General features: G+C 40.4%; 27 protein-coding genes and 1 pseudogene. 14 read left to right on the top strand and 14 right to left on the bottom strand.

Features of this window, described 5'->3' with window-relative positions; all coding sequences use genetic code 11:
- Positions 1-163: 163 nt before the first annotated feature.
- The 3 genes from H6G48_RS03435 to H6G48_RS03425 are packed head-to-tail and all read left to right on the top strand — an operon-like array spanning position 164 to position 2688.
- Positions 164-331 (top strand): hypothetical protein, encoded by a 168-nt coding sequence (locus H6G48_RS03435; RefSeq protein WP_180995436.1) that lies wholly within the window; start codon positions 164-166, stop codon positions 329-331.
- Positions 332-340: 9 nt separating this feature from the next.
- Positions 341-2281 (top strand): AAA family ATPase, encoded by a 1941-nt coding sequence (locus tag H6G48_RS03430; RefSeq protein ID WP_190719066.1) that lies wholly within the window; start codon positions 341-343, stop codon positions 2279-2281.
- The gene (locus tag H6G48_RS03425; protein ID WP_002798003.1) at positions 2281-2688 is read left to right on the top strand and encodes a hypothetical protein; all 408 of its coding nucleotides are present in this window, start codon (positions 2281-2283) and stop codon (positions 2686-2688) included. Before H6G48_RS03430 ends, H6G48_RS03425 begins: the two co-directional genes overlap by 1 nt.
- Positions 2689-2730: 42 nt before the next feature.
- On the opposite strand, the gene H6G48_RS03420 is transcribed toward H6G48_RS03425, so the two are convergent.
- The 10 genes from H6G48_RS03420 to H6G48_RS03380 all read right to left on the bottom strand — a co-directional run bounded on the left by H6G48_RS03420 (position 2731) and on the right by H6G48_RS03380 (position 15095).
- On the bottom strand, positions 2731-2982 hold the full coding sequence (locus H6G48_RS03420) for a hypothetical protein (RefSeq protein WP_002760725.1): 252 nt from the start codon (positions 2980-2982) through the stop codon (positions 2731-2733).
- A gap of 5 nt (positions 2983-2987) precedes the next feature.
- Entirely contained in the window at positions 2988-3746 is a 759-nt protein-coding gene (locus H6G48_RS03415; protein ID WP_190719063.1) for a hypothetical protein, read from the bottom strand.
- A 30-nt stretch (positions 3747-3776) separates the two neighbouring features.
- Positions 3777-4169: a Mo-dependent nitrogenase C-terminal domain-containing protein gene (locus H6G48_RS03410; RefSeq protein ID WP_147068834.1), complete on the bottom strand. Its 393-nt coding sequence runs from the start codon at positions 4167-4169 to the stop codon at positions 3777-3779.
- 563 nt (positions 4170-4732) lie between these two features.
- Complete coding sequence (argS, locus tag H6G48_RS03405) at positions 4733-6490, bottom strand: arginine--tRNA ligase (protein ID WP_190719061.1); 1758 nt, start codon at positions 6488-6490, stop codon at positions 4733-4735.
- A 92-nt stretch (positions 6491-6582) separates the two neighbouring features.
- Positions 6583-6909, bottom strand: coding sequence for a type II toxin-antitoxin system VapC family toxin (locus tag H6G48_RS03400; protein ID WP_242034513.1), 327 nt, complete (start codon positions 6907-6909; stop codon positions 6583-6585).
- A gap of 59 nt (positions 6910-6968) precedes the next feature.
- Positions 6969-7196 (bottom strand): type II toxin-antitoxin system VapB family antitoxin, encoded by a 228-nt coding sequence (gene vapB / locus H6G48_RS03395; protein ID WP_190719058.1) that lies wholly within the window; start codon positions 7194-7196, stop codon positions 6969-6971.
- 41 nt (positions 7197-7237) lie between these two features.
- The gene (ispF, locus tag H6G48_RS03390) at positions 7238-7717 is read right to left on the bottom strand and encodes a 2-C-methyl-D-erythritol 2,4-cyclodiphosphate synthase (RefSeq protein ID WP_190719055.1); all 480 of its coding nucleotides are present in this window, start codon (positions 7715-7717) and stop codon (positions 7238-7240) included.
- Positions 7718-7942: 225 nt separating this feature from the next.
- Positions 7943-8074 carry a hypothetical protein gene (locus tag H6G48_RS26755; protein WP_277925588.1) on the bottom strand — a complete coding sequence of 44 codons (132 nt, stop codon included), beginning with the start codon at positions 8072-8074 and terminating at the stop codon, positions 7943-7945.
- 231 nt (positions 8075-8305) lie between these two features.
- Positions 8306-11122, bottom strand: a complete 2817-nt coding sequence (gene secA, locus H6G48_RS03385) for a preprotein translocase subunit SecA (RefSeq protein ID WP_190719052.1) — start codon at positions 11120-11122, stop codon at positions 8306-8308.
- Between the two features lie 775 nt (positions 11123-11897).
- The gene (locus tag H6G48_RS03380) at positions 11898-15095 is read right to left on the bottom strand and encodes a type ISP restriction/modification enzyme (RefSeq protein WP_190719048.1); all 3198 of its coding nucleotides are present in this window, start codon (positions 15093-15095) and stop codon (positions 11898-11900) included.
- A gap of 169 nt (positions 15096-15264) precedes the next feature.
- Here H6G48_RS03380 and H6G48_RS03375 point away from each other — a divergent pair, with 169 nt between their 5' ends.
- The 5 genes from H6G48_RS03375 to H6G48_RS03355 all read left to right on the top strand — a co-directional run bounded on the left by H6G48_RS03375 (position 15265) and on the right by H6G48_RS03355 (position 18600).
- Positions 15265-15981 carry a DUF433 domain-containing protein gene (locus H6G48_RS03375; protein WP_002760746.1) on the top strand — a complete coding sequence of 239 codons (717 nt, stop codon included), beginning with the start codon at positions 15265-15267 and terminating at the stop codon, positions 15979-15981.
- Complete coding sequence (locus tag H6G48_RS03370; RefSeq protein ID WP_190358692.1) at positions 15978-16400, top strand: PIN-like domain-containing protein; 423 nt, start codon at positions 15978-15980, stop codon at positions 16398-16400. The genes H6G48_RS03375 and H6G48_RS03370 overlap by 4 nt, the downstream gene beginning before the upstream one ends.
- A 253-nt stretch (positions 16401-16653) precedes the next feature.
- Complete coding sequence (gene rpmB / locus H6G48_RS03365; protein WP_002732080.1) at positions 16654-16890, top strand: 50S ribosomal protein L28; 237 nt, start codon at positions 16654-16656, stop codon at positions 16888-16890.
- 144 nt (positions 16891-17034) lie between these two features.
- Entirely contained in the window at positions 17035-17301 is a 267-nt protein-coding gene (gene psaK, locus H6G48_RS03360; RefSeq protein WP_002760753.1) for a photosystem I reaction center subunit PsaK, read from the top strand.
- 162 nt (positions 17302-17463) lie between these two features.
- Positions 17464-18600 carry an amino acid ABC transporter permease gene (locus H6G48_RS03355; protein ID WP_190719045.1) on the top strand — a complete coding sequence of 379 codons (1137 nt, stop codon included), beginning with the start codon at positions 17464-17466 and terminating at the stop codon, positions 18598-18600.
- Positions 18601-18677: 77 nt separating this feature from the next.
- Here the strand turns inward: H6G48_RS03355 and H6G48_RS03350 are convergent, their stop codons facing one another.
- Positions 18678-18923, bottom strand: a complete 246-nt coding sequence (locus tag H6G48_RS03350; RefSeq protein ID WP_002749050.1) for a ssr2422 family thylakoid membrane protein — start codon at positions 18921-18923, stop codon at positions 18678-18680.
- A gap of 58 nt (positions 18924-18981) precedes the next feature.
- Positions 18982-20157, bottom strand: a complete 1176-nt coding sequence (locus tag H6G48_RS03345) for a DUF4336 domain-containing protein (protein WP_190719040.1) — start codon at positions 20155-20157, stop codon at positions 18982-18984.
- Between the two features lie 58 nt (positions 20158-20215).
- Between H6G48_RS03345 and H6G48_RS03340 the strand changes: the two genes are divergently transcribed.
- From H6G48_RS03340 to H6G48_RS03320, 5 genes are all read left to right on the top strand, one after another.
- Positions 20216-21478, top strand: coding sequence for a YcjF family protein (locus tag H6G48_RS03340; RefSeq protein ID WP_190719037.1), 1263 nt, complete (start codon positions 20216-20218; stop codon positions 21476-21478).
- Between the two features lie 391 nt (positions 21479-21869).
- Complete coding sequence (locus H6G48_RS03335; RefSeq protein WP_190719034.1) at positions 21870-22184, top strand: DUF433 domain-containing protein; 315 nt, start codon at positions 21870-21872, stop codon at positions 22182-22184.
- Positions 22185-22535 carry a DUF5615 family PIN-like protein gene (locus H6G48_RS03330; protein ID WP_190358697.1) on the top strand — a complete coding sequence of 117 codons (351 nt, stop codon included), beginning with the start codon at positions 22185-22187 and terminating at the stop codon, positions 22533-22535.
- A 59-nt stretch (positions 22536-22594) separates the two neighbouring features.
- Positions 22595-22867 carry a BrnT family toxin gene (locus H6G48_RS03325; RefSeq protein WP_190719031.1) on the top strand — a complete coding sequence of 91 codons (273 nt, stop codon included), beginning with the start codon at positions 22595-22597 and terminating at the stop codon, positions 22865-22867.
- Positions 22854-23111, top strand: a complete 258-nt coding sequence (locus H6G48_RS03320; protein ID WP_002793495.1) for a hypothetical protein — start codon at positions 22854-22856, stop codon at positions 23109-23111. The genes H6G48_RS03325 and H6G48_RS03320 overlap by 14 nt, the downstream gene beginning before the upstream one ends.
- Before the next feature lie 75 nt (positions 23112-23186).
- On the opposite strand, the gene cdd is transcribed toward H6G48_RS03320, so the two are convergent.
- Together cdd and H6G48_RS03310 are read right to left on the bottom strand one after the other, a co-directional pair.
- A complete protein-coding gene (gene cdd / locus H6G48_RS03315; protein ID WP_190719029.1) occupies positions 23187-23588 on the bottom strand; it encodes a cytidine deaminase in 402 nt (133 codons plus the stop codon).
- Positions 23587-23788, bottom strand: a pseudogene (locus H6G48_RS03310) (helix-turn-helix domain-containing protein); the annotation flags it as partial. The gene cdd and the pseudogene H6G48_RS03310, both read right to left, overlap by 2 nt.
- Before the next feature lie 219 nt (positions 23789-24007).
- Between H6G48_RS03310 and H6G48_RS03305 the strand changes: the two are divergent.
- On the top strand, positions 24008-25897 hold the full coding sequence (locus H6G48_RS03305; RefSeq protein WP_190719026.1) for an RNA-binding domain-containing protein: 1890 nt from the start codon (positions 24008-24010) through the stop codon (positions 25895-25897).
- The last annotated feature ends 33 nt before the right edge of the window (positions 25898-25930 follow it).

The following is a 25930-nucleotide window of genomic DNA, read 5'->3' as shown; positions in this document are numbered from 1 at the left end:
CCAAATTAGGTTATACTTCATGTTTATGACAAAGGCTATAACTTACTATGGCCTTACCTACTCAGATATCTTATAAAATTTATCCTCATCAAGGTATCTCTTGGCCAATAAGAATTAAGACTTGACAATCTCCACTCCCTAACCCCTAACCCCCAGAAAATCCATGGACATAACTGCTAAAATTGAAGAACTGGCACAAAAATATGAGATACCTCCCCAACTGCTCAAGGAAGCCATGGCTTTAGAAGTAGAAAAAATTACTCTAAAAAATCGGCAGCTATCACCTAAAATTGTCAAACTTATCGAAAAATATACCGACTCCTCACAATAAATAAACTCTATGACTTTGAGACTGAAACAAATTCGCTTAACTAATTGGAAATGTTACCCTAGTCAAAATATTACTTTTAATCTGCATCCCGACAGAAAAATTCAGATTATCTTCGGTAATAATGGTCACGGTAAAACTTCTCTGATGACGGCGATTTTATGGTGTCTCTATGGGGGAGATATTGTATCTAAAGAGACTCTGAAAACCTATTTTTATCGAGGTAAGGGAGATTCTTCACCGACAATAGAAATGCGGGTAGAATTAAATTTTACTAGAAACGAGAAAAATTACTTTATCAGTCGCACAGCAAAATTAAAAGTTAATGGTAGCACTTTTTATCCCAGCGCAGAGGAAGCATTATTTTATGAAGATGGAACCATAAGAAGTAACTCTAGGGAATATATCGAAGCATTGCTTCCTAAATCTATTCGAGATTTTTTCTGTTTTGATGGCTTAAAAATTGAACAATATACCCAGATAACTCAAACTAAAGAAGCAAAAGAAGCAATTGAAAAAGTTTTGGGTATCCCGGAATTAAGAAATCTGCGCGATGATACAGAAAAAGCCTTACAAGAATTAGAAAACCGTTTAAATAAAGCAGAGGGAACCAGTCAAAGATTTACAGATAAGCTGCAACAATTACGAGACTTAGAAGAAGAAATTGATCTTAAAAAAGGTCAGCTTAAAAATGCCAAAGATAGCGAAAAAGATGCTATAATTATCTACCAAGACGCTCAAGAAAAAGCCGCTCAGATTGAAAGTTTACGAGAAAAATTAGAGGAAATTGATAACTTAGAGAAAAAGCGTATCGGTTTACAAACTCAGTTAGATAACCTGCAAAAGTCTATCGATTCTTGGTTAAAAAAAGCTTCGATACCTTTGCTGATTAACTTTGTGCAGGAAATGGCTGACGATTTGCAAGTTACTAGCTTAAAAAGCACTTCTAAAACTAATTCTACAGCAGTTTTAAAATTAATACTTGACGATGAAAGTTGTCTATGTGGTCGTTGTTTAGATCAAAATTCTCGTGACTTTATCCTGCAACAAATTGCCGAACTAGAGTCCTTAGAAGTGGACAACGCCACCAGAATAGAAAAAGACCAACTTAGAATTGATTTACAGGGAATTATCCGAGATAATGCCAAATTTAGCTATTATAGTCAATGGCTTTTACAAAGAGATCGTTTAGAAGAAGAAATCGAAGAAATTAATCAATATATTAAACAGCTAAAACGGGAAACTACGGGAACCAATCAAGAATCAGCTAATGAGATTTGGCGAAAAGTTGGCGAATCGGAACAAAAAGTTAAGGTTATCCAAGAAAGGATCGAACGCTTGCAAAAGGAAATTGAAATCAAAGAAAAGCAATTAGAAAATTTACGCAAACAAGTGCAAATTTTAGCTAGTGAAAATCAAACCACGTTGATGTTATCTAATCAGGTTAAAATGGCCAGAGGTTTAAAAAATGCCACTAACGAATTAATCGAATGGAATATCGATAATTCCCAAAAAATGATTAATCAAGTAACCAGCGATCGCTATTTACAAGTAACCAACAAACCGGAGGAATATAGAGGAGTAGAAATCACTCCCGAATACACTTTAGGAATCCGTACCATCACAGGAAAATTATTAAATCCCGATGTTTTAAGTGCGGGAGAAAAGGAAGCTTTAGCTTTTGCTTTTATCACCAGTTTAAATCAAATAACTGATACTTGTGTTCCCCTAATTATGGATACACCTTTTGGACATTTAGACGAAGAACATCAAAAAAATATTATTAACTCTCTCCCTAATTTAAACTCCCAAGTAATTATTTTAGCAACGGATCGCGATCTTCCATATCCACTTTTAAATCTCTTGCTTCCCCACACTACCGATATTTTCAAAATACACCGTTTAGCTGCCGATGAAGATGCTTCCGTGATTGAAGTGATGGAGAATTACTAATGCAGAGAATCGATCCCAGTTTGAAGATTTATGCCTCGGAAACTTCCAGAAATTATCTACAGGTACTAAAAGATAATAAAACCTTTGAGCGCATGGTAGATGCTTATTTATTCGCCGCTGCTTTTGCCATTAAACAAGACTTCAGTATCTACGGAACCACTTTGAGCAATCGACAGGATTTAATTACTATTAGCCAAATCGATCCAGAAGTTATTTTAGCTTTAACCGCAGGAATTTATATTATCTGTAAAAAGAATTCCTATCCTCAACCCAGCGATGGCAAAGAAGTTTTAGATAAGATATGTCAATACGCAGAAGTGGGATTAAGGGAATTAAAAGAACGCTGGCAAGGCAAAGTCAGCAATCAAATTCAAGCTGATATTGAGAGAATTATCGATAATCTCTGAAATTTTCGGCATCTAACTATCTTTTTTAGCAATAACGACAAATTAGATTCTTTCCACACTGCCAAAAAAGACGGGTTCCACGCGAATAGCAATGACACTAGCCGGACGTAAAACCATATATTCCCCTTGGATATTTCTGATCGGAACATTGATAAAATCCTGGGAATCGGCTTTCGGAACTAATTCGTTACTGTACCACTTTTGAAATTCTTGGATAGTCAAAAAACGGACTTCCTCGCGATGTCCACTGCTTAAGAACAAATGTACGGCGTACTCGTCAGCTTTTCTACTCATTTTTTTTAACTAATCAGATTGAATTTTTGTAATAAAGTTGCCATTAAAGGCGGAAAAGTGAGACGCAATTCGCTCAGATCCGAGAAAATTAATTTTTGGTAGCTTGGCAGGTCAAAAGCTAGTTTACCCTTTAATTCCGCTCGATTTTGATAGGTTAACAGAATTTGTCCGCCCTGTTTACAAGCGATCGCATAACCTAATTCTACACCCACTAGGGGACTGGGCAGTAATTCCGTTTCCTTTTGGCTAATCGCCGTAGCATCGGCAATAAATAATAAACTTTTGCGAATTTGGCGTAATTGACTATCACTCAATCTGGTGACATTGCCCTCAGTTCGGGGCGTTTCTTCCATGGTTAAGGGCAAACGGGAGCGTTTATTGAGATTTTCGACGGTTTCGGTCAAAATTGTTCTTAAAGCGGTGCTAGAGTCCTTAAATTGGCTTTGGGAGCTAAAATAAATGACGGGATCCAACCAAGCGCTGAGGTCCTGTTTAGTAAAGTAAATTTCTTGGGAAATCAGGTCAATATTCGAGATGACGTAACCGCCACTACCTTCGAGGTAAAATTCCACCCTTTCCCCTTCTAGATAGCGTTGGAACCAGACAGAACCCTGTATCGTCAGACTATCATCGAGAAAATCGGCTCTTAAACCCGATTTTAAGAGACTATTGCGACTTAAGCGCAAGTCGTGGGGACGTTTGACAACCTCGCGGATAGGTTCGTATTTGTCCAGATACCAAGCTTTCAGGGCAATGATGGCCATAGGTGTGGCGATTAAAGACACTCACCCATTCTAGCAGTAAGCACCGATATCCTCTCCACATTCATCGGCTAGGTAAGAAAGAGCGCGAAATCTTAACATCATTAGGTTTTCGTAGAGGGGATTTAGCTTGCAAAGGGGCGGAATCTCTAGAATTGTCCGGCTAAATAGGGTAATTTTCCGCGCAAAGGGACATTGAGCCGGAATTAGACGACAAATCCGATGAGCCAGTGCAGGTGTATTAATCTCTAGGCGATCAATTCGTTGCCGCAGGGGTTGCCATAAATCCCATTTTGGTTGCGGTGACGGGTTTTTCCGATTGCCTTTCGACCAAGGGGCAATCCAATTAGACAAAATTATTTTATTTGTGGTATAATCTGATACATCAGCATCGGCCATAGTCTTACCTTCTATTGATTGACTCATAAGGTTCTATCTGAGATTACGACAGGGCGAACAATCTTTCCCGAAAATCCTCTGGGACGTTCGGACATTTGACCGCTTTAACGATAACATCCCTGGGATAATAGGTGTGGCCTACCGCGTCAGCGGCCCGGATGCGGGAGTAAGCTATTAACTATCTAAACTACTCGTTAAGACTGTCTATGAGCGAGCAGGGAGCAGGGAGAGGAAGTTTGAGCATTTGTACTAACTTCCCATCTTCGAGTTATCACCTGAAAGCGAATAGGCAACAGACGACAATAAGATAACGTCACGAGTGAGTTTAACTAGATTAATCTCTAAGCTTCACCCAAAGATATTGGCTCTGATTAGAGCTATTTCTAGGTTAGCAAAAACTCAGGTTTTTTCACGTCAGCATAGTACACTTTTTCTGGGTATAAAATAGCACCCGCTTTTGTCAAAGATACGCAATCCAAGGGGTGGGGTGCGGGTTGTGGGAATTATGAATTTTTCAGTGAACAGTAAACAGTAAACAGTGAACTGATAACTGATAACTGATAACTGATAACTGATAACTGATAACTGATTTACATTCTTTCCAAAACGGGGATTCCCAGGAGAGATAAGCCTAATTTTAGGGTTCTTGCCGTCAAATCACACAAAACTAAACGAGAGGTTTTAATCGGTTCTGCCGCTTTCAGAACGGGACAATTCTCATAGAAACGATTATACTTTTTACTGAGTTCATAAAGATAATCACATAAACGATTGGGTAATAAATCCTCTTCCACGGCACTAATTACTTCCGGCAGTTGCAGTAATTGTTTAGCCAGAATTAATTCGCTTTCATCCTTGAGAATTAGCGATGAATTGGCACTTAAATCCTGAAAATTAATACCACCTTCGCGACTGATACTCTGGACTCTAGCGTAAGCGTACAGCATATAGGGGGCGGTGTTGCCTTGCAGATTGAGCATTTTGTCGTAACTGAAAACGTAGTTACTATGGCGATTTTGGCTGAGATCGGCGTATTTAACGGCACTTAATCCGACAGTTTCGGCAGTCTTAGCGATAAAATCGCCGGTTTCTTCTCTTTCCTCGCTTGCCAGTCTTTTTTCTAAGTCAGCCAAGGAACAGGCGATCGCTTGATCGAGTAATTCTTGTAATTTTACCGTCTCCCCGGAACGAGTTTTTAATTTTTTACCATCTTCCCCTAAAACTAATCCAAAAGCGACGTGAACCACTGCCACATTATCGGGCAAAAATCCCGCTTTTTTAGCCACCTGAAATACTTGGGCAAAATGGTTAGCTTGTCCAGCATCGGTGACATAAATTATTCTTTCAGCTTTATCTTGACGCACTCGATAACAAATTGCCGCTAGATCGGTGGTGGCGTAATTATAACCGCCGTCGGATTTCTTGACAATTAGAGGCAAAGGCTCCCCCTCTTTGTTGGTAAAACCATCGAGAAAGACGCATAAAGCACCGTTGTCTTCTGTTAGCAATCCCTGTTGATCTAATTCTCTGATTATCGCTTCCAGGTAGGGATTATAAAAAGATTCCCCCCTTTCGGTCAGTTTTATATCGAGAATATCATAGATTTTCTGAAATTCCCGTCGTGATTGTTGACAAAGTAACTGCCATGCTTGACGACTTTGAGGATCACCCGACTGTAATTTTACTACAGCTTGACGGGCCGTTTCTTTAAAGTTTTCGTCTTCATCAAAACGAATTTTGGCCTTTTTATAAAAGCTAACTAAATCCCCTAAATCGAGAGCATCTGCTTGGGTTAAAGCGCTAGGATGAGCTTCTTGTAGATAGGTGATTAACATCCCGAATTGAGTACCCCAATCCCCAACGTGATTAAGACGAATTACTTGATGATGACGAAATTCCAAAATCCGAGCAATACAATCACCAATTATAGTTGATCGCAAGTGACCGACGTGCATTTCTTTGGCAATATTGGGACTGGAAAAATCGACAATAATTTTTTGACTGGGGTTAGCAGCGACAACTCCTAAACGGTTGTCAGTAATTAGGTCTTTTAATTGGGTTTCTAGATAACTGGGTTTAAGGGTAAGATTGATAAAACCGGGTCCGGCAATTTCGGGGGTTTGACAGAGATCATCTATCTCTAGATTTTTTAGTAAAGTCGCCGCCACTTCCCGCGGTTTTTGTTTTAATTCTTTGGCTAAAGAGAGGGAAATATTACATTGATAGTCGCCAAAACGGGGGTTACTAGCGGCCACAATTAGAGGATCGGTATCAGCGAAGTTTTCCCCAAAGGATTTAACTAGGGATTGGGAAAAACGCTCTTTTATTTGTTGGATAATGGCAGTCATAGAGAGAATTTAGCAATGAATGTTAGAAATCTATGGGTAATTAGGAAATTTATCTTGCTCTCATCCTGAATAGAATTAAGCCGAACGGGGCATTATGTCCATTTTCTTGGTACATTATAAGCATCAAATTTAGTATCTTTACTAATTAGAATTAGCGATCTGTTTAGAGATTGAGCAATTAGCATTCTATCAAATGGATCACGGTGATGCAAGGGTAAAGTACAAATTTTTAGAGTATCAGAAAATGATATAGACAGCAAGGTTATATCTGATGCTTCTAGTTTAGTTTCAATGGTTTCATAACTTTTTTGTAGGGCTAACTTACCTAAATTTAACTTAATCGCAATTTCCCAGAGACTAACAATACTGACATAAACTTCAGGAGCAAAATCTATTTCCTCCCGAAGATTATCAGGCAAGTTAGGATCGTTTTCAGTTAACTAGATGAAAGTATGGGTGTCCAGAAGAAAAGATGTCATCACATATATTCCTGAAAATCTTCCAAAGACTGATCAAAGTCATCGGACAAAGGCAAGGTAAATGTACCTTGTAAAATTCCTGAACGACGTTTCCTAAGAGAAGGTTTCTCTATAATAACATCTGATTGATAATTGGCCATCAAATATTCAGCATAGTGAAGCAGCTCTATTTTTAAGAACTCTGGCATTGCTTCGACAGTTTCTAAGATTTTTGTGTCTATATTCATAGGTTTGGGATACTTAATTTGAGCTAGTTATTACTAATTACTTATTCCTTAACCAATAAAACCACGGCATAAACTGCGATACCTTCTTCTCGTCCTACTGGTCCCAATTGTTCGTTAGTAGTGGCTTTAATTCCCACCTGTTCCGGATTAATCTTGAGAGTTTCTGCTAACTTGGTTCGCATCGCAATAAGGTGGGATTTCATTTTCGGTTTTTCGGCGACAATTACCGAATCAATATTATTAATATGCCAACCTTTATCGATAATTAATTGATTAACTTGCTCTAATAATTTTAAACTATTCGCCCCTTGCCATTGCGGGTCTGTGGGGGGAAAATAATGACCGATATCGCCTAAACTAAGCGCCCCCAGCATGGCATCCATAATAGCGTGGGTTAAGACATCGGCATCACTGTGACCCAATAAACCGACAGTATGGGCAATTTCTACTCCTCCTAAAATTAAAGGTCTTCCTGTTACCAATCGGTGGATATCGTAGCCGTTACCAATACGAATATTCATAGAGTAGTACCCTTGCAGTTATATTAATTATCTTATCGCAAAAGGGAAGGAGAAACGGGGAAATATTTATTTGTTTTTAATGGGTGCATCTTATTTTTGTCAATCTACTAAGTAAAACGTAGGGTGCGTTAGACGGCAGAAATTGCTGCTTTGACTTGAAGGTAACAATCCGTCGTAACGCACCACCTATCATCAACTAAGTAGCCAGTTACAATTAAAGATTTATTATAACTCGATCGCTGTTAAAATTGCGGTAGAATCGGGAGAGTGACTCGGAGTTTTTTCTTGGGGTGCCGATTCCCGCAAAGGATAGCCATTTATTCTATCAGATTGAGAAGATATTAAGTATGATAACACTTGTGATTATGTTTTTCGCTGCCTTGCTGGCAGCTGCCGATTTTACTTACCAAGTTTTGATTCATTTTCCCGTACAAATCCTCAATTTTTTGGGGTCGTTACTGTCCTATGGAGTGATTGGACTGATAATTTTCGTCCTAGTGTGGATTGTGGGTGACTGATTTCTCAGGGGAAAAAAATGAGAGAATCAGCCTTAGCCAATTCTCCCCAATTTCAGCCAACTTTTAATTTTTACTGTTCACTAGCCACTGCTTGGGGTTGTCCTTGCGGTTGGAATTGGAACAGGGAATAAACCACGTTACGACGGATATCAATCATCATTTCTAAAAACATCTCGTAGCCTTCCTGTTTATACTCAATTAGGGGGTCTTTTTGACCGTAACCGCGTAAACCAATCGACTCGCGTAAAGCTTCCATAGCTTGCAGGTGTTCGCGCCATAACATATCGATTTGTTGCAGGATAAAATAACGTTCGGCATCGCGCATTAAACCGGGACGAATACTATCCACTTGACGTTCTTTAATTTCGTAAGCTTTGCGAACTTCTTCGTGTAGGAACATCTTGATATCATTAACACTCATATCCTCGATATCTTTAGCGGTAATATCTGCCAAGAGATAGACGAATTCCTGAGATTTACTAATCAGTTTTTCTAAATCCCATTCTTCCGCCGGCAGTTCGGGATTAATATAAGCCATGACGATTTCATCCATGGTTTTTTCGGCGTATTGCAGCACCTGTTCTTTTAAGTCCATCCCCTCCAAAACCCGACGACGTTCGGCATAAATAGCGCGCCGTTGATTATTCATCACCTCGTCGTATTCAAACACCTGTTTCCTGGCATCATAATAGAAGGTTTCCACTTTTCTTTGCGCTCCTTCCAGGGAACGAGTTAACATTCCCGATTCAATGGGCATATCTTCTTCCACCCGGAAGGCATCCATTAAACCCGCCACGCGGTCGCCACCAAAAATCCGCAATAAATTGTCTTCTAGGCTTAAAAAGAAGCGTGTGGAACCGGGGTCGCCCTGTCTGCCCGCCCGGCCTCGCAATTGGTTGTCAATACGGCGGGATTCGTGGCGTTCCGTCCCGATAACGTGCAGTCCGCCCCTTTCTACTACCTCATCGTGTTCTTTACCTGTGTAATCTTCATAACTTTTGCGAATTAATTTATAGACTTCGCGTAACTTTTGAATAACCGGGTCATCCGTGGGGGCTTTTTCGGCCGCGATGGCGATTTTTTCTTCTACTTCTAATTCGGGTAAACTTTGAGTTCCGTGGGTATCAACGGCAAATTTAACCGCTTCTTTCAGGGCATTTTCTACCTCTTTCGGTAACTCGGTGGGAAAAATTTCCGCCGAGGCGCGCCAGTTTTTTTTCTTCTTACCCGGGGCGAATCCTTGCGGGCGATTGCGTTCTCCTAAACTGGGTAAACTAAAGGCCAAATTGTCATCCTCGGGCATAACTAATTTCGGCATTAAATACTCGCGAATTTTCAATCGGGCCATATAATCGGAGTTACCACCGAGGATGATATCGGTTCCCCGTCCCGCCATATTCGTAGCAATAGTTACGGCCCCAGCCCGGCCTGCTTGGGCGACGATTTCCGATTCCCTTTCCACGTTTTCCGGACGAGCATTAAGTAAGTTATGGGGAATCTTTCTTCCCTGTAATAACAGCGAAAGCACTTCTGATTTTTCCACACTGGTGGTACCAACTAAAACCGGGCGACCCTGTTCGTGCATTTGTTGACATTCTTCGGCGACGGCGTTCCATTTTGCCTGTTCATTTTTATAGACCACATCGGCTAAATCTTGCCGACGAGAAACGCGGTTAGTGGGAACAATTGTTACTTGCAGGTTATAGACTTTTTCTAGTTCCGTTTCTTCGGTTTTAGCCGTCCCAGTCATGCCGGATAATTTCGGATAGAGTAGGAAAAAGTTTTGATAGGTAATCGTGGCTAAGGTTTGGGTTTCCTGTTGAATTTCTACCCCTTCCTTAGCCTCCACTGCCTGATGTAAACCATCGCCCCAACGTCGCCCCGGTAATACCCGTCCCGTGAACTCATCAACAATAACAATTTCACCACTGCGGACGATATAGTTAACGTCTTTTTTCTGGAGTTCTTTGGCACGAATAGCGTTAGAAATATAGTGCGCCCAGGGATTTTCTTGGTCGTATAAATCGGTAACTTCTAATAGTTCTTCCGCTCTTTTAAAGCCTTCATCGGTCATTAAAACGTTACGGTCTTTTTCGTTAACTTCGTAGTCTCCCGGTCCGTCTTCTACTTTTTGGCGCACTAATTGCTTGGCGATTTCGGCGGCGAGAATATATTTTTCTGTGGGTCGATCGATCTGTCCTGATATAATTAATGGAGTTCTGGCCTCATCAATAAGAATGGAGTCCACTTCGTCGATAACGCAGTAGTTAAAGGGTCTTTGGACAACTTCCCCCATCACTGTAGCCATGTTATCGCGCAGATAATCGAAGCCGAGTTCGCTGTTAGTGGTGTAGGTGATGTCACAGGCATAATTTTTCTTTCTTTCTTCCGGACTCATGCCGGCTTGAATTAGTCCCACACTTAACCCTAAAAAGCGATGTACCTGCCCCATCCACTCCGCGTCACGACGGGCGAGATAATCGTTGACGGTGACGACGTGAACCCCTTTTCCGGTCAATCCATTCAAATAAGCGGGGAGAGTGGCAACCAGGGTTTTTCCTTCCCCGGTTTTCATCTCGGCGATTTGTCCTTTGTGCAGTACCATTCCCCCCAATAACTGCACGTCAAAGTGACGCATCCCTAAGACTCGGATTCCCGCTTCCCGGACAATGGCGAAAGCTTCGGGGAGGATTTCCTCGAGAATCTCCTCTCTTTGCTCATAATTTCTCGCTTTGTCTAATCTTTCCTTAAATTCGCTGGTTTTGCCCCTTAATTCCTCATCGGACAGGTTTTTAATATCCTCTTCCAGCAGGTTGATTTCGGTGACGAGGGGCTGAAATTTTTTAATTTTGCGGGCGTTGGGGTCTCCGAGTAGGGCTTTTAACATAGCAGTTTTTATTCTCTCGCTTCGATTGGCTCTTGGTCTGTGGTGTTAACAATTGTATCACTCTGGTTGGGAGTGGAGAATCATTTATCGGTGAAAAGGGACGGCGTTGTCAGATTCAGAAGAGGAAAGATGCAATGCTCCCAACTGATTCGGAGCATCTTTCAATTTGACAACGCCGATTGTAGGGCTAATTCATGAATTAGCCCTACGCCGATTGTAGGGCTAATTCCACTGCTAAATCGAGCGACCCCTTCGACTTGGCTCAGGGCAAGTCTTGTTCCCCACTTAAGCCCAACTATCGGCACTATTCGTTCATTAAACACTAATTGTCAAGATGCCATGTAATCTTTCCTATCAAAGTAATTTCAGTTCCGGTGCTGATTCGGAGCATCTTTCAATTTGACAACGCCAAAATTTTTGAGACATTTCAATATAAATTTAAAAGGCAACCGCAACAAAAAAGGAAGAAAAACCCTAATAAATATAACCTAGAAGACGCTTTATCTGTGGTTGAAACCTGCGATAAAATATCAATCTAGGGTTTGCGGCAAAAAGTACGGGCGAAGCATTCGGATAGAAAATCTCCGGTTTCACCGATAGGTTATTGCCCGAATGCTTCGCCCCTACAGGACGCGGGCCGATGAAAACGCAAGGTTTTGAAGCACAATTCTCTCAAAATCTTGCACCTGTACTGATTATTGATTCTCCCTTTTACCTGTCCTGATATGTAGCCTATAGTCAACGGATTTAGTATTAATCTTCTCTCACTGGTGGCTTAACTAAAGGGGAAACCACCATATTTATTGATAATTATATCTATAGTTTCCATAATTGCGATCGATTCGCCCAAAATGGAGATAATTTGTTGATAATGTTCTAGGTCATCGTAGCTAAGGTGGCGACCTTTGCGGTCTTTTAGCCACTTCTGACACACTTGATAACCGCCGATATAAAAGTTCCAAATTTGGGGCGGAATCCCCGCAAAATACTGGTCAGAATTAATCGAAATTTGTTGTTTATTTTCGTTATATTTCACCTGTTCGACTAGATTAGAACCCGCCACGGGATAGCTACTAATTTCTTTTCCCGTTGCTTTCATCAGGTGTAACTGCACTAATCTGTCACCTTTTTTGACTAATTCCCAGAATAATTCTTGATTACTGGTGAGAGGAACACGAGGAAAGTCTATTTTTAAAAATTCGGCGTAAAGTTGGCGATATTGGGGAGAGTGAAAGACGGCATAGATATAGTTAAAAATGTCCTCTGGTCCAAAGGTTTTCTTTTCTTCTCCTTTGCCATCACTGATAAATTCTAAGCCAAGTTTTGCCGAAAGTTTGTTAATAAATTCTGGCGCTAGATTGGGACGGCGACCATTTGGCGAGTTGGTTGCTTCTGTTTCAAATAGGGTTGGGGTATTGGTTGGGTAAAGATAAAGGGGGAAAATATTAACTCCACCTCTTCTAAAAATATTAGTATCAATGGCATTCTCAAAAACAGTAATCAAAGCCCATTCAGGATCATTAACCGCAATTCCTTGGCGACCTATACCTATACCAATGTTATTCTTATTCATCGTATGCTGAATTATTTCATGCCTCAACCGATTTACTAAAGCATCATGATGATAATAAGGTCTAATATCAAGAGGTCTATATAAACATTGAGTGAAATAAGATTGCCAATTAGATTCAGAGGTAAAAGATTTTCTCTTTTGATTTAAATTCCAATCTAAACTGTCTTCCAACTTATATTTATTTTTTATTTCTGAATCATTGATAAGTGTATTTCTAAAGTCATTGATTCGCTCTATTAATTTAGATTTATCAAAATCATAGACAAAGTGATCTCTATGGGTTTTGATGCCAGAACCGTTTGTCAACATGATTGTATCAAGTTCCCAATATTTTTTATATTCATCAGATGAGACTTTGCTCTGAGGATTAAATAGGTAAAAATCTGATTTGGGATTTATAATTTCCCATTCAGTTGAACTAATATCATTTTCATCTAACCAATAATACTTACCCCCAACTAACTCCTTATGCTCTTTAACCTCTCTAACACCCCACAAATCAGCATGATAAACCTTGGCTAAATCTTGCTGACTATCTTGATACTTAATAAAAAACGCAATCGCTACACCTTGCTGAATATCAAACACATTTTGATCGGGTGAACCGTCGGGACAAACTTCTTTTTTCTTACTATTCCCATGCAAATCTAAAATATAAATCTCATCAAAAGTCTGCATCAAATTTTGACGCATTCCCCGAAAAGTGGGATTATCCAAATAACCATGATTTGTAATTAACGCCACAACTCCATAACCAGTTTCCGCTACCCGATACTGAGCAAAGCGAATAAACTTCACATAATCATCTAATAAACCTTTAGGGTTTCTCTCTCCCAATGGTTTTCCATCTAATTGATAATAATCCTTAACCAAATTCACAATCCAAGGGTCAGTATTCATCGACTGATAGGAATAGGGTGGATTGCCTAAAATAACCATAACTGGCATTTCTGGCTTAACATCTTTTGCCGCGGCTGCTTCATCGCGAATACGATTTAAAAAACCATCAGCAGGGGGAATTTGAAAAGCTTCCTGTAGGGTGTTAGTGAGATAGATTCCTAAGCGTTCATCGGCACTAAAATCATAGCCTAATTCCTGAAGTTGTAAACCTAATTTCATGTGTGCTACGGTGTAGGGAGCCATCAGTAATTCAAACCCAAAGAGACGGGGTAATAAATGTTTACTGACATAACTAGACCACATCCCTTGCTGTTGACGAAAACTATCATAGATATGGTCGATAACAGAGTGTAAAAAAGTGCCAGTTCCCACAGCAGGATCGAGGATTAAAACTTGGTGAACTTCCTGAGTTTCTTGGCTATCATTAGGATGCTTAATCGTAATTTTTTTGGCATCGGCCAAACCTTTAGGAATCTGAAACTTATTTTTCAGAATATAGTCCACACTGCGAACCATGTAAGAAACCACGGGTTCAGGGGTATAATAAACACCCCTAGACTCACGCATTTTACTATCGTATTCGGCTAAAAAAGTCTCATAAAAGTGAACTACAGGATCCTGCTTGCGCGTGCGTTTTCCAAAGCTGCTAAGAATCCCCTCCATGTCCGTTTGTTGTAAAATAGTCGCTAGAGTATCCACGGCCCAAGTAATCCGCTCATCTAATTCTGTACCAGCAATTTGATGAAAAATTCCCCGCAAAAAAGGGTTAGTTTTTGGGAGTCGAAATGCTGCCGTTTCCCTGGAAAAAGAACTTATTTGATCCGTATTACAGCGTGCTGCGAATAAACCATAACAGATTGTTTGTGCATACATATCCGCAAACTGCGCTTCATTGAGATCACTAATTAAAACTCGTTGAAAAGATTGCAATTGTTGCCGCAACATTCCCCCGCAATCTTGATCTTTTAAAGCTTGGCCGATTGCATCTCGAATTAACTGCGCTAAAGCGGCCATTTTTTTGGCTAATTCTCGCGGTGTTGTTATCTGAATAACTTTTGAGAGGAAAAATTGACAGAACAATTGTTCTACTTGTAAAATACCCTGGGAATCAGGTTCAATTTGCTTTTTTTGATTAAGACTTGCCACGGCAGCTGATAGACGCAATTCTCCCGATACATACCAACGAAATTCTAAATGATCGGTGATAATTAAATTACCTAAAGCCTGTAAATAACGTTTTATTTGGGGAGTATTTTCAATCTTTTTGAGAGAAGTTCCGATATCTTTTGCTTCCAGATGGCCAATTTCTACCATACCCTGATTAATCACAAAATCTGGAGCGCCACAAGCAATCCTTTTGGGTTCATTGAGAGCTTGTAGGTTATTATTTAGGGATTCAATTAATTTTTTTAAAGCAGGACGATAACTGTGTTCTGTGGCGTTACCCTGTTGATAAATGCCTGTGATTTCCTCTAGATATTTTGGCAGTGAATTACTCATTATCAGTGTTGCATACAAACGTTCTTCTCTAGATAAAATATAACCTCATTTGCCCCCAATGTCCACTGCCCTCATCCTACTTTATCCCTATCCTCAAGGATACCAAAATTAGCTAGAATGAAATAATAGGCGATAATCTCATCCCAACAACTTCACCAAAATATTAACGATGGTCAAAGCATCATCTCCCTTATCTCTAGAGCATCTCTATCATGTTCCCACCTACACTATAGCCGATACTGCGCGCTATCTCCATATTCCTTTGCCCACTCTGAGAACGTGGGTACGAGGACGCACCTACCCCACTAAAAAAGGACAAAAAGAGTTTTTACCCCTCATTCAACGACCTAATCCGAATATTCCGCAACTTTCCTTTACTAACTTAGTGGAAGCGCACGTTTTAAGAGTTATTCGCAAAGTTCATAACATCCCTCTCGATAAAGTTAGACTTGCCCTAGACTATATTAGTGAACAATTTAACACCGATCATCCTCTGGTTCAAAAACAATTTAGTACCGATGGAACTGACCTTTTTATTGAACAATTTGAACATTTAATTAATGCCTCCCGTTCGGGACAATTGACGATGAAACAATTCTTAAATAATCTCTTAACTCGTATTGAATGGGATGAACAAGATATCGCCACACGGCTTTTTCCCACTATCGACATAAATGGGGAAGACTTCAGCAATAAAGTCCTAAAGATAGACCCTAATATTTCCTTCGGAAAACCCGTGATCACAGGAACAGGAATTCCCACTAAAGTTGTCACAGAACTTTATGATGCGGGGGACTCTATAGAAGATATTGCCAATGATTATAATTGTCAACCTTGGCAAATTGAAAAAGCGATTTTATTCGAGTGCAATTGGCAAGCGGCATGACCTATCAATACACCTATTTTATCGACCGCGCTTTAGGAAAATCTATCGGTGAAGCTTTGCAAGAAATAGGGGTTAAAATTGAATTTCATCATGCCCATTTTGCCCCAGATGCACCGGATACGGAGTGGCTACCTATTGTTAGTCAAAGAGGATGGATAGTATTAACTAAAGATGTAAACATTGGTAGAAATATTTTAGAAGTTCAACAGATAGCCCGTTATCAGGCTCAAGTATTTGTTTTAGTTTCTGGTAACTTACCTCGTCAAACCATGGTTAATATTTTTGTCGAAACAATCGATAAAATCGAAAAAATAATTCAAGGTAATCAAGCCCCTTTTATCGCCAAAATATACCAAGATTTTCAAGTAAAATTGTGGAAAAATAAAAATGAATTAACCAGAATAATAGAAACTATGTAAAACTTATTAAAATATTTTTTATTCAGTAAAAAATTACAGCTAAATTTGTTGACAATATTCTCACCATTACCTTTGATGCAATTGTCGAAATTGTCTGAGCAGTGAACCGGTTTAATCAACTTCTTAATCCCCCCACTTGCTGTTAAATTTATCTCCGTTCACTTCACCCAGGGGAAGGGGGGACTTCTGGCGAGATTTGAGTTAAACTAGAAAGGTTGACTATTGACAAACATCGATCGCACAGGAGTAAATTATGTCTAGAGTCTGTACTATGACGGGGAAAAAGGCCAATAACGCCTATGCGGTGTCCCACTCCCACCGTCGCACCAAAAAATTACAAGAAGCTAACCTACAATGGAAAAGAGTTTGGTGGTCGGAAGGCAACCGTTGGGTAAAACTACGCATCTCCACCAAAGCTATCAAAACCATTGAAAAGAAAGGATTAGCCGTCTTCGCTAGAGAAGTAGGCTTAAACTTGAATTTGTACTAAGCGAGTAGTTCATAAGTGGAGACGAATCGGCCTTATTGTTGACTCCTCTGCTTTTGATTATTAAGTATTGCAACAGGGCGTGATGTGGGGTGAAAACTACCTTTAAGATTAAAAACTTAAAACGACCTGTTCAGGAGAATTTCAATGTATTCAACCCTATTAATGGCCGCTACCGCCGTACAAGGTTCCAGCGAATGGAGTCCCAAAGTGGCGATTGTCATGATTATCTGCAATATTCTCGCTATTGCTTTCGGTAAAGCGACTATTCAACAACAAAATGTCGGTCCTGCTTTACCTTCCCCCGCTTTATTCGGTGGTATGGGATTAGGCGCTTTACTGGGTACTACCAGTTTTGGTCATGTCCTCGGTGCCGGTGTCATCCTCGGTCTTTCCCGTCTGGGAGTTATCTAAATATGTTTTGATTTTCTCAATCGGTGGCCAAAAGTCACCGATTTCTTTTGTTAAGTACCTAAGCAAAATTAATTACACATATCTAACCACCTCTTGCCTCTTACCTTTTGCCTTTTGCCTTTTGCCTATCCTAACCAAGAAATTAATTTTGCACGACTACTTATGACTTTACCTCAAAAAAATTCTTTTTGGTACGATGAGCGATTTCAGAAGATTTTTCTACAGGTAATTATTCTGCTAATTGTCTGCCTAATTTTCTGGTTTTTTGGTCGCAATTTAGTGATTAATTTCCAACGCTTACGCTTAAGTTTTGGCTTTGGCTTTCTCTTTGATCCTGACCGACCAGCCTCTTTTGCTATTGGTGACTCTCCTATTGCCTACAGTCCCACCGATACCTATTTTCGCGCTCTTTTGGTGGGATTAGTTAATTCCCTCCGCATTATGATTACTGGCATATTTTTGGCGATTAGTCTGGGAATAGTCATCGGGTTAGGTCGTTTGTCGGATAATTGGTTAATTCGTCAGTTAGCAACAATTTATGTGGAAACTATTCGCAATACTCCTCTATTATTACAATTATTTTTCTGGTATTTTGCTGTATTTCTGAAACTGCCGAAGATTGAGGACTCTCTAGAGTTTTTTGGCAGGGTATTCTTAAATAACTCAGGAGTCTATTTGCCTTTCCCCGCTAATAGTTTCAGGACATGGTTAGCCTTATTTATCATTGCTTTAGGAATAATTATCTCAGTATTTTTATACCTAAAAAATAAACTTAGTTTATGTCTAACTAGCCTAATACTCCTAGTTATAATTCCTCTAATCTGGGGTTTACAATGGCAAAGTCCCCAAGTTAATACTCTTAATCAAAATATTGACTTCGGTTTACATCTTTCTTCCGAGTTTGCTACTCTCCTAATCGGTTTAACTGTTTATACAGCCGCCTTTATTGCGGAAACGGTACGGGGAGGGATTCAATCGGTTAATCGGGGACAATGGGAAGCAGCTAAAGCCTTGGGATTAAAACCTTTATTAGTGATGAGATTAGTAATTTTTCCCCAAGCTTTGCCAGTGATTATTCCTCCTTTAACTAATGAATGTTTAAACCTGGTTAAAAACTCTAGTTTAGCGATCGCTATTGGTTATAATGATATTTATGCTATCTCTAGTACCATCGCTAATCAGACAGGAAAAGCTCTAGAAATGTTAATAGTAGTTATGGCCACCTATTTATTCTTTAATCTGGTGATTTCCTTGACTATGAATCAATTAAACAAACGGGTAAAAATTCAGGAAAGGTAGGGTGTGTTAGCGAGCGCGTAACGCACCGAATCGCACCAAAAGGTAGCCTAACGCACCAGAATTTAGCGATAAATTAATTAATGAGCATTACCAGAATATAAAGCGGTGATAATTGCTGTCACCGCAGGACTAAGACTAGATAAAACTACCACAGAAGCGGTGGCAATGATGATAGTAGTAGCCATTCTCACCATACCATCTGTACCTTTTTGATAGGCATCAAATTTATATTCTAAGCGGTCAACTTTTTGACCAAGTTCTTCTCGCAATTGAATCAACGCTTCTCTGATGTCATCATTACTGGGATTTTCGGGAATTTGCATGACCTTGATTAGCAATCAACTAACAACCGCATATATTATAGCAGTTCTTAGCCATAAATTACAATTTTTTATCAGGAGGAGGAGTCAATCGCCAGCGCACTAAAAAACTATCAATACTTTCTAAACATTCCAAGTCATCTTTAGGTAAATAAGAATCTTTTAACAAGAAAGAAAAAGCCTGCTGAAACTCTTGACTATCAGCTTGAATCGGACTAGCAAAATGACAAGGAATAACCTGTTTAATCGGCCATTGGCAAATTCGCTCAACCCATTGACTAACCTCGTCAGTAGTGCGATTAAGAATCAAAGTTTGCAAAATGGGTGCTACTATTAACCTCCCCTCTCGACGCAAATTTAAAAAAGTCTTTTGCCAATCATCACCCCATTGAAAAGGGAATAAACCAAAATAGGCTTTTTTACTCTTTTCCTGAGCAGTAAAAGCATCTCGAAAGACCTTAATCCAATTGGGAACAGCTAAAACAGCAGGTTGAAAATAAAGAGCAAAAAGACAAATTCTTTGCCAACCCCGACGGCGATTTTCTGGGGTATCCTCCACCAAATCCTTAGCACTATTTTTAGCGTGAAACAGCAGGGGATAGGGGTCTAATTCTAAAATAGCGGGAGGATTTTCTGGGATAGAAATAATTCCATCAGTCAGCAGCAGAGTTTGAGAGTAGTGATGAAAAAAAGCCACTTCCGAGAAGTATCCCACATTCAGATCAATTGCGGGTAAAATTTCATAACTAAAATCTTTTCCTAAAGGAGTGGTTGCCGAGTCAGCAGGTAAAATTTCTGTTCGTTTTGCCGGTAAACCCAACCAACTCAAAGGTAAATTAAGAGGAAAACTCCATTGATTAGGAGCAACATAAACTATAGCATTAGGAAAATAACGGGCAAAAGGACCGACAAAAACCTTATGTTCAATCCCAGAAATCGTCGGCAAAATAATATATTTAACTTCCCCGTGTTCACTTTCCAACTCACGCATTAAGCGAATACATTCAGGAGTCGGGGCCACTGGTGCATAAACAAATAAACCCCCAGATGCTAACCTAATTACCGTCATGCGAATCGGCACGACCACATAAAAAATACCCTGCAATTGCTCAAATGTCCAGAGCGTATCTTGCACCACTTCTTGGCGAATTGTCCGTCTTTGACCGTAGGGATAAAGTGGTACAATTGGCCAAAAAGGCCATGATAAATCTTGCGGAGTTATTGCGGCTTTTGTCATCGTCTGATTCTATGGCTGAAAATCTCTATTTTAGTTATCATAAACCTTTCTAATCCCCATGACTGATAAACTGCCCATTGATTCTTTGGTCAATACTTGGAATAGTCTCACGGGGGAAGTGATGAAAAGACTCCCCATCGACCAGTTGACTAATACTGTCCTCCAGTGGTTTAGTGTTAGTGACACTCAAGTGGCGGAAATTTTAGAAAAAGTCCGTCAAGAATTACCCACCACCGAGGCGCTGTTAATCGGCAAACCCCAAACGGGAAAAAGTTCGATTATTCGGGGAATAACGGGAGTTTCGGCGGAAATCGTCGGGCAGGGTTTCCGTCCCCACACCCAAAACACCCAGCGCTACACCTACCCCGCGGAAGACTTACCCCTGTTGATTTTTACCGATACGGTGGGGTTAGGGGATGCCTATCAACACACAGACAGGGTAATCGCGGAATTATTAGCAGATTTAGCCGAAAATACGGGACGCGCCCAAGTTTTTATCCTGACGGTAAAAATTGATGATTTTGCCACCGATAGCCTTCTGGAAATTACCAAACAACTGCGGCAAAAATATCCTAAAATCCCCTGTTTACTGGCTGTCACCTGTCTTCATCAGCTTTATACTCCTAATACCGTTGATCATCCCCCTTATCCTCCCGATTGCGAGGATATCAATCGCGCCTATCAAGAAATTAAAGAAACTTTTAAGGATTTATACGACAATTCTGTGCTAATAGATTTTACCCTAGAGGAAGACGGTTATAACCCCGTTTTTTACGGTTTAGAGGCATTTAGAGACAATTTAGCCGATTTATTGCCAAAAGCCGAGGCTAACACCATCCACCAACTTTTAGATCGGGAAACCAGCAATAAATTAGGCAATCTCTATCGGGACGTGGCCCGACGCTATATGTTAGCCTTTTCCGTCATAGCGGCGACCTTGGCGGCGATTCCCTTACCCTTAGCGACTATGCCCGTGTTAACCGCCCTACAAGTGTCAATGGTGGGTGTTTTAGGCAAATTATACGGTCAAGTGTTAACCCCATCCCAAGCCGGCGGAGTTGTCAGTGCGATCGCTGGCGGCTTTTTGGCCCAGGCCATCGGTCGGGAATTGGTGAAATTTATCCCCGGTTTTGGCAGTGTGATCGCCGCTTCTTGGTCTGCTGCCTATACCTGGGCCCTAGGAGAGGGCGCTTGTGTCTATTTTGGCGATTTAATGGGGGGTAAAAAACCCGATCCTAAGAGGATTCAAAGGGTGATGAAAGAGGCTTTTTCTGCTGCCCAAGAAAGATTTAAAAATGTCGCTACGGGAGGAGATAATTGATCGGTATTCAAAGAATATAGTCATTTCAGATAAATCTGATACACTCTAGAGCGACGGGAAAATATCTTAAGAATTTGTGGTATGTAGATATAGATTCGTCCAGTGTCCGAGGGTGAACCGACTAATAACAGTTATCAGTTAGACGTTTTCAGTGCAATACCGAAGGCACTGCCTAATACTGTGCCGAGCTTGTAGTATATTAACTAAGTGTAATGCGTCTCTTGAACGGGAAACGGCTTTGCTGATTTTAAGTATGAATTGTCCCCTAGACAATTTTTCAAACCTAGTCCTAAGCGTTGGTTGTGGATAGGATTCACAATTAGCATCCATATCTTGATCCAGCAACGCCTAAAACTGTTAGAATAGGTCAAATCAATTAACTAGAGGCCCTATGTTAGCTCTAACCTATCCACACATAGAAAAAAGTGACGACCAACCCGCACATTTACAAAGATTACCGCGTATCCGCGTTGCTCAAATTGTCATGGACTACATCGCCTATGGTTGGTCCGTAGAAGAAATCTGTCGTCAACACCTTTATTTAACCCCAGCCGAAGCTCATGCAGTCATGGGTTACTATTTTGACCATCAAGAAGAAATTGACCAAGAAATCACAATGGAATGGCAACAAGTACAAGAAAATATGACTAATCAAGCTGCCAAGTCGCCTTTTTATATTCGTATGAAAGCCAAAGGGCTACTGTAAATGACTATTGCTTTGTACATGGATGTTCACGTTCCCCAGGCAATTACCGAACAGTTGCGTCGCCGAGGCATAGATGTATTAACAGCATTTGAAGACGGAACCGAACAACTACCTGATGATCAACTTTTGCTAAGAGTAACTGAGCTTAAGCGCATTCTCTTTACCCAAGACATTCGCTTTAGAGTTTTAGCCGAAACTTGGCAAGTAAAAGGCAAACCGTTTTCAGGTTTAATTTTTGGTCATCAACTTGGAGGCACTATTGGTCAATTTGTCAAGGATTTAGAATTGATTGCTAAGGCTTCTGAACCAGATCTATGGTTCAATACAGTTGAATATATTCCGTTCAAGTAATAGACAAAACATATCAAAAATGTGCCATCAGTTTCGGTAAGTAGCAGTATAATGGCTTTATGCAGTTTGACTGGGATAAAAATAAGGCAGAACGCAATCTATCAAAGCACGAAGTCTCATTTGAGGAGGCAAAAACTGTTTTTGATGATCCTCTCTATGTTGACTTCTACGATCCAGAGCATTCTGAAGATGAGGATCGTTATCTTCTCGTTGGACAGTCAAACCGAGGACGATTGTTGATTATATCCTATACCGAAAGGGATAACTTAATACGCCTCATTAGCGCAAGAGAAGTGACAAAAACCGAGCGAGAAACCTATGAACAGGGATAAGTCAGGAATGGAAGATGATTTACGGGCAGAGTATGACTTCAAGAGCCTTCGAGTCAGAAAGTTAGGCCCTGGAAGAAAAAGTTTTGGTGGAGTTACTGTACGGTTAGAACCTGATGTCGCAGAAATGTTTCCTAGCGCTGATGCAGTTAATGAGGCACTACGATTCTTAATTAGAGTGATGCGAGATAATCAGGCTCTTGCTCCAACGGCAGCGGCTAAAAATTCAGAGGTAGCCGAAGATTAAAACGATTGCTAAATAGTCAAAAGTGCCTCAAGGCGATAGCGTTGTAGTACCTTGAACCCTATACTTTACCCACAGTTAAAAACGAAAGGAAAAAGGCAGTAAATCCGAGAGATTAAAACGATAATTTTGCTGAGTTCCACAGATAATAATCTCCGCTTGCGGCGCTAATTCGGCTATCCATTGACGACAGGCTCCGCAGGGAGTTAACTGACTAATATCATCCTTCCCATCGATACAGGCTATAGCGATCGCCCGTACTTCTCGATCGCCCGCTGCGACTATTTGCGCTAAAGTTGCCCTTTCCGCGCACAAACTCAAGCCATAACTAGCGTTCTCTACATTAGTACCAGCATAAATCTTTTTATTTGTCAAGACCGCTGCCCCCACCCGAAAACGGGAATAGGGAGAATAGGAAAGTTTCGCCACTTCCCGAGCAGTGTCACAGAGTTGTTGTCTTTCTTGGTCAGATAGGGTCATCGGCTAGATAGCATCCGAGGCAACTTTGATTACTTCTTAATTATCCCTTTGGTCGTGCTTTGATGACATCCGAGCAAGACGGCCATTTGCCGTTGAGATAAATTTCCCTCTTGACTAGGTTGGTAGAGCAAGTTTCTTTGTTCTATGTTAAGGTGTTGGGGGCTTAGTTTTTGGGATTTGTTGTTGCATTGAGCGGACAATACCTCATGAGCCTTTCTCTGTCAACTCTTAAGGAGTCGTGGGTTTCATTTTTGAGTTGGCGATTTAAGATCAGTTTTGTTTAAGTATCTTTTACCATGACTTCTACATCGAACTTTCAGCCGACGATAGTCTCAGAGTTTTAGCCGACCTCGAACTCAGCCTAGTTGCTCATTTTCACAGCAAAAACTGCATCCATAAATTTATCGCCGAATTTTAGCATGGAAATTGACACACTACTGCAGCAAATTGATATTGGAGAAGACCAAGAATATGAGTTTAAATCAGCCGAGGGAGGCTTGCCAAAAGACATTTGGGAAACTCTTTCAGCTTTCGCTAATACCGATGGCGGTTACATTATTTTGGGTGTTAGCGAAAAAAAACCTAGATTAGAAATTACAGGAGTGCGTAACCCTAAAAATCTTCAACAAGAGTTTTGGGATAACCACAACAACCGACAAAAACTGAATATATCTATCTGTTCTAATTCAGACGTAGAAGTAAAAAAGATTAATGAATATCAGCTTCTCATTATTCATATTCCTAGAGCTACCCGAACTCAGCGTCCTGTATATATTAACAATAACCCAATGACTGGTACATATAAGCGAAATTATGAGGGAGATTATCGCTGTCATAAGGAGGAAATAGAGCAAATGTTTCGCGATGCCAGCAATGAACCTCAAGATTTTCAAGTTTTAGATAATTTTAATCTCAACGATATTGATCCTGATACTCTGAAAGTATTTCGCCAACGGTTCAGCAATCGCGAACCCGATCATCCTTGGTTAGCATACAATGATCAACAATTACTCCATCAGTTAGGAGGATGGCGACGAGATAGAAATTCTAGCAAAGAAGGATTAACTGTAGCGGGTTTACTCATGTTTGGACGAGAACGCAGTATTTTAGATGCTTTCCCCCATTATAGTCTCGACTATCAGGAAAAATTATCTGACGATCCTGAAAAAAGATGGACATATCGCTTAACTCTTGATGGTAAATGGGAAGCTAATTTACTTAACTCTTATTATCGTGTTTATGGCAGATTAATTAATAATTTAGATGTTCCTTTTCAATTAGACAAAGATGCCGTTCGTAAAGATGAAACCCATGTTCATGAAGCTTTAAGAGAGGCTTTAGTTAATACTTTAATCCACGCCGATCACCAGTCTTCACGGCCTATAAAGGTGGTAAAATCTATCGATGGCTATCTATTTTCTAATCCCGGTCGTCTGAGAATTCCCCTACAGCGTCTCTATGAAGGCGGTACTAGCGATCCTCGTAATCCTCATCTACAAAAAATGTTTCAAATGCTCGGATTAGGTGAAAAAGCTGGCTCTGGATTTGGGAAAATTCTTCGTGCTTGGAAAGAACAACAATGGTTGAGTCCCCTAGTTTCGGAAAAACTTGACCTAGAAGTTACATCTGTTAATTTACCGATGACAAGTTTTATTCCCGAAGCAGTTGAAGTGGAATTAAAAAGGATTATCGGGGATGCTTACCGTCAGTTAGGTGATCTTGATAGGATAATATTAGTATTAGCGCATCAGTTTGAGGAAATTAGTAATACTGACATTCAGCGTTATCGATCAGAACATCCCAGAGATATTAGCGAACGCCTTCGTAATTTAGTTCAAAATGGCTGGTTACACCAGTCAGGTAAGTGTCGGGGAACACGCTACACCCTACCGAACCAGAATTTTTCAGCGCAACTTTCTCTATTACCAAGCTCCGAACATTACCCACCAAGCTCCGAACATTACCCACCAAGCTCCGAACATTACCCACCAAGCTCCGAACATTACCCACCAAGCTCCGAACATTACCAACAGTTAGAGGCAATTGCTGAACCCATACGCAGAAAAGGCCGCATTAGTAAAGACTCGGTACGAAAAGTGATTCTTGAACTATGCTCCCAACAATATCTACCCCTCGGAACATTAGCTCAACTGCTCGGAAGAGAACCTGATACTATTCGTAATCACTATGTCAACCCGATGATAGATGAGGGATTGCTGGAGCTTAAACACCCCCAACTAAGGAACCATCCTCAACAAGCTTATCGAACAGTATCTCGATCGCATTTCCTATCAGCGCAAGATGAGTAAACACCCGCTCCTCAAATCCGAGAGATTAAGGGG

This window comes from Microcystis flos-aquae FACHB-1344, assembly GCF_014698375.1.
GTDB lineage: Bacteria > Cyanobacteriota > Cyanobacteriia > Cyanobacteriales > Microcystaceae > Microcystis > Microcystis aeruginosa.
This window is presented reverse-complemented; position numbering and strand designations above follow the sequence as displayed.

What these genes read in the sequence shown, in the direction of transcription:
- H6G48_RS03435 (WP_180995436.1), top strand. Translation starts at nt 164, where the DNA reads ATGGACATAACTGCTAAAATTGAAGAACTGGCACAAAAATATGAGATA.
- H6G48_RS03430 (WP_190719066.1), top strand. Translation starts at nt 341, where the DNA reads ATGACTTTGAGACTGAAACAAATTCGCTTAACTAATTGGAAATGTTAC.
- H6G48_RS03425 (WP_002798003.1), top strand. Translation starts at nt 2,281, where the DNA reads ATGCAGAGAATCGATCCCAGTTTGAAGATTTATGCCTCGGAAACTTCC.
- H6G48_RS03420 (WP_002760725.1), bottom strand. Translation starts at nt 2,982, where the DNA reads ATGAGTAGAAAAGCTGACGAGTACGCCGTACATTTGTTCTTAAGCAGT.
- H6G48_RS03415 (WP_190719063.1), bottom strand. Translation starts at nt 3,746, where the DNA reads ATGGCCATCATTGCCCTGAAAGCTTGGTATCTGGACAAATACGAACCT.
- H6G48_RS03410 (WP_147068834.1), bottom strand. Translation starts at nt 4,169, where the DNA reads ATGAGTCAATCAATAGAAGGTAAGACTATGGCCGATGCTGATGTATCA.
- argS (WP_190719061.1), bottom strand. Translation starts at nt 6,490, where the DNA reads ATGACTGCCATTATCCAACAAATAAAAGAGCGTTTTTCCCAATCCCTA.
- vapB (WP_190719058.1), bottom strand. Translation starts at nt 7,196, where the DNA reads ATGAATATAGACACAAAAATCTTAGAAACTGTCGAAGCAATGCCAGAG.
- ispF (WP_190719055.1), bottom strand. Translation starts at nt 7,717, where the DNA reads ATGAATATTCGTATTGGTAACGGCTACGATATCCACCGATTGGTAACA.
- secA (WP_190719052.1), bottom strand. Translation starts at nt 11,122, where the DNA reads ATGTTAAAAGCCCTACTCGGAGACCCCAACGCCCGCAAAATTAAAAAA.
- H6G48_RS03380 (WP_190719048.1), bottom strand. Translation starts at nt 15,095, where the DNA reads ATGAGTAATTCACTGCCAAAATATCTAGAGGAAATCACAGGCATTTAT.
- H6G48_RS03375 (WP_002760746.1), top strand. Translation starts at nt 15,265, where the DNA reads ATGGTCAAAGCATCATCTCCCTTATCTCTAGAGCATCTCTATCATGTT.
- H6G48_RS03370 (WP_190358692.1), top strand. Translation starts at nt 15,978, where the DNA reads ATGACCTATCAATACACCTATTTTATCGACCGCGCTTTAGGAAAATCT.
- rpmB (WP_002732080.1), top strand. Translation starts at nt 16,654, where the DNA reads ATGTCTAGAGTCTGTACTATGACGGGGAAAAAGGCCAATAACGCCTAT.
- psaK (WP_002760753.1), top strand. Translation starts at nt 17,035, where the DNA reads ATGTATTCAACCCTATTAATGGCCGCTACCGCCGTACAAGGTTCCAGC.
- H6G48_RS03355 (WP_190719045.1), top strand. Translation starts at nt 17,464, where the DNA reads ATGACTTTACCTCAAAAAAATTCTTTTTGGTACGATGAGCGATTTCAG.
- H6G48_RS03350 (WP_002749050.1), bottom strand. Translation starts at nt 18,923, where the DNA reads ATGCAAATTCCCGAAAATCCCAGTAATGATGACATCAGAGAAGCGTTG.
- H6G48_RS03345 (WP_190719040.1), bottom strand. Translation starts at nt 20,157, where the DNA reads ATGACAAAAGCCGCAATAACTCCGCAAGATTTATCATGGCCTTTTTGG.
- H6G48_RS03340 (WP_190719037.1), top strand. Translation starts at nt 20,216, where the DNA reads ATGACTGATAAACTGCCCATTGATTCTTTGGTCAATACTTGGAATAGT.
- H6G48_RS03335 (WP_190719034.1), top strand. Translation starts at nt 21,870, where the DNA reads ATGTTAGCTCTAACCTATCCACACATAGAAAAAAGTGACGACCAACCC.
- H6G48_RS03330 (WP_190358697.1), top strand. Translation starts at nt 22,185, where the DNA reads ATGACTATTGCTTTGTACATGGATGTTCACGTTCCCCAGGCAATTACC.
- H6G48_RS03325 (WP_190719031.1), top strand. Translation starts at nt 22,595, where the DNA reads ATGCAGTTTGACTGGGATAAAAATAAGGCAGAACGCAATCTATCAAAG.
- H6G48_RS03320 (WP_002793495.1), top strand. Translation starts at nt 22,854, where the DNA reads ATGAACAGGGATAAGTCAGGAATGGAAGATGATTTACGGGCAGAGTAT.
- cdd (WP_190719029.1), bottom strand. Translation starts at nt 23,588, where the DNA reads ATGACCCTATCTGACCAAGAAAGACAACAACTCTGTGACACTGCTCGG.
- H6G48_RS03305 (WP_190719026.1), top strand. Translation starts at nt 24,008, where the DNA reads ATGGAAATTGACACACTACTGCAGCAAATTGATATTGGAGAAGACCAA.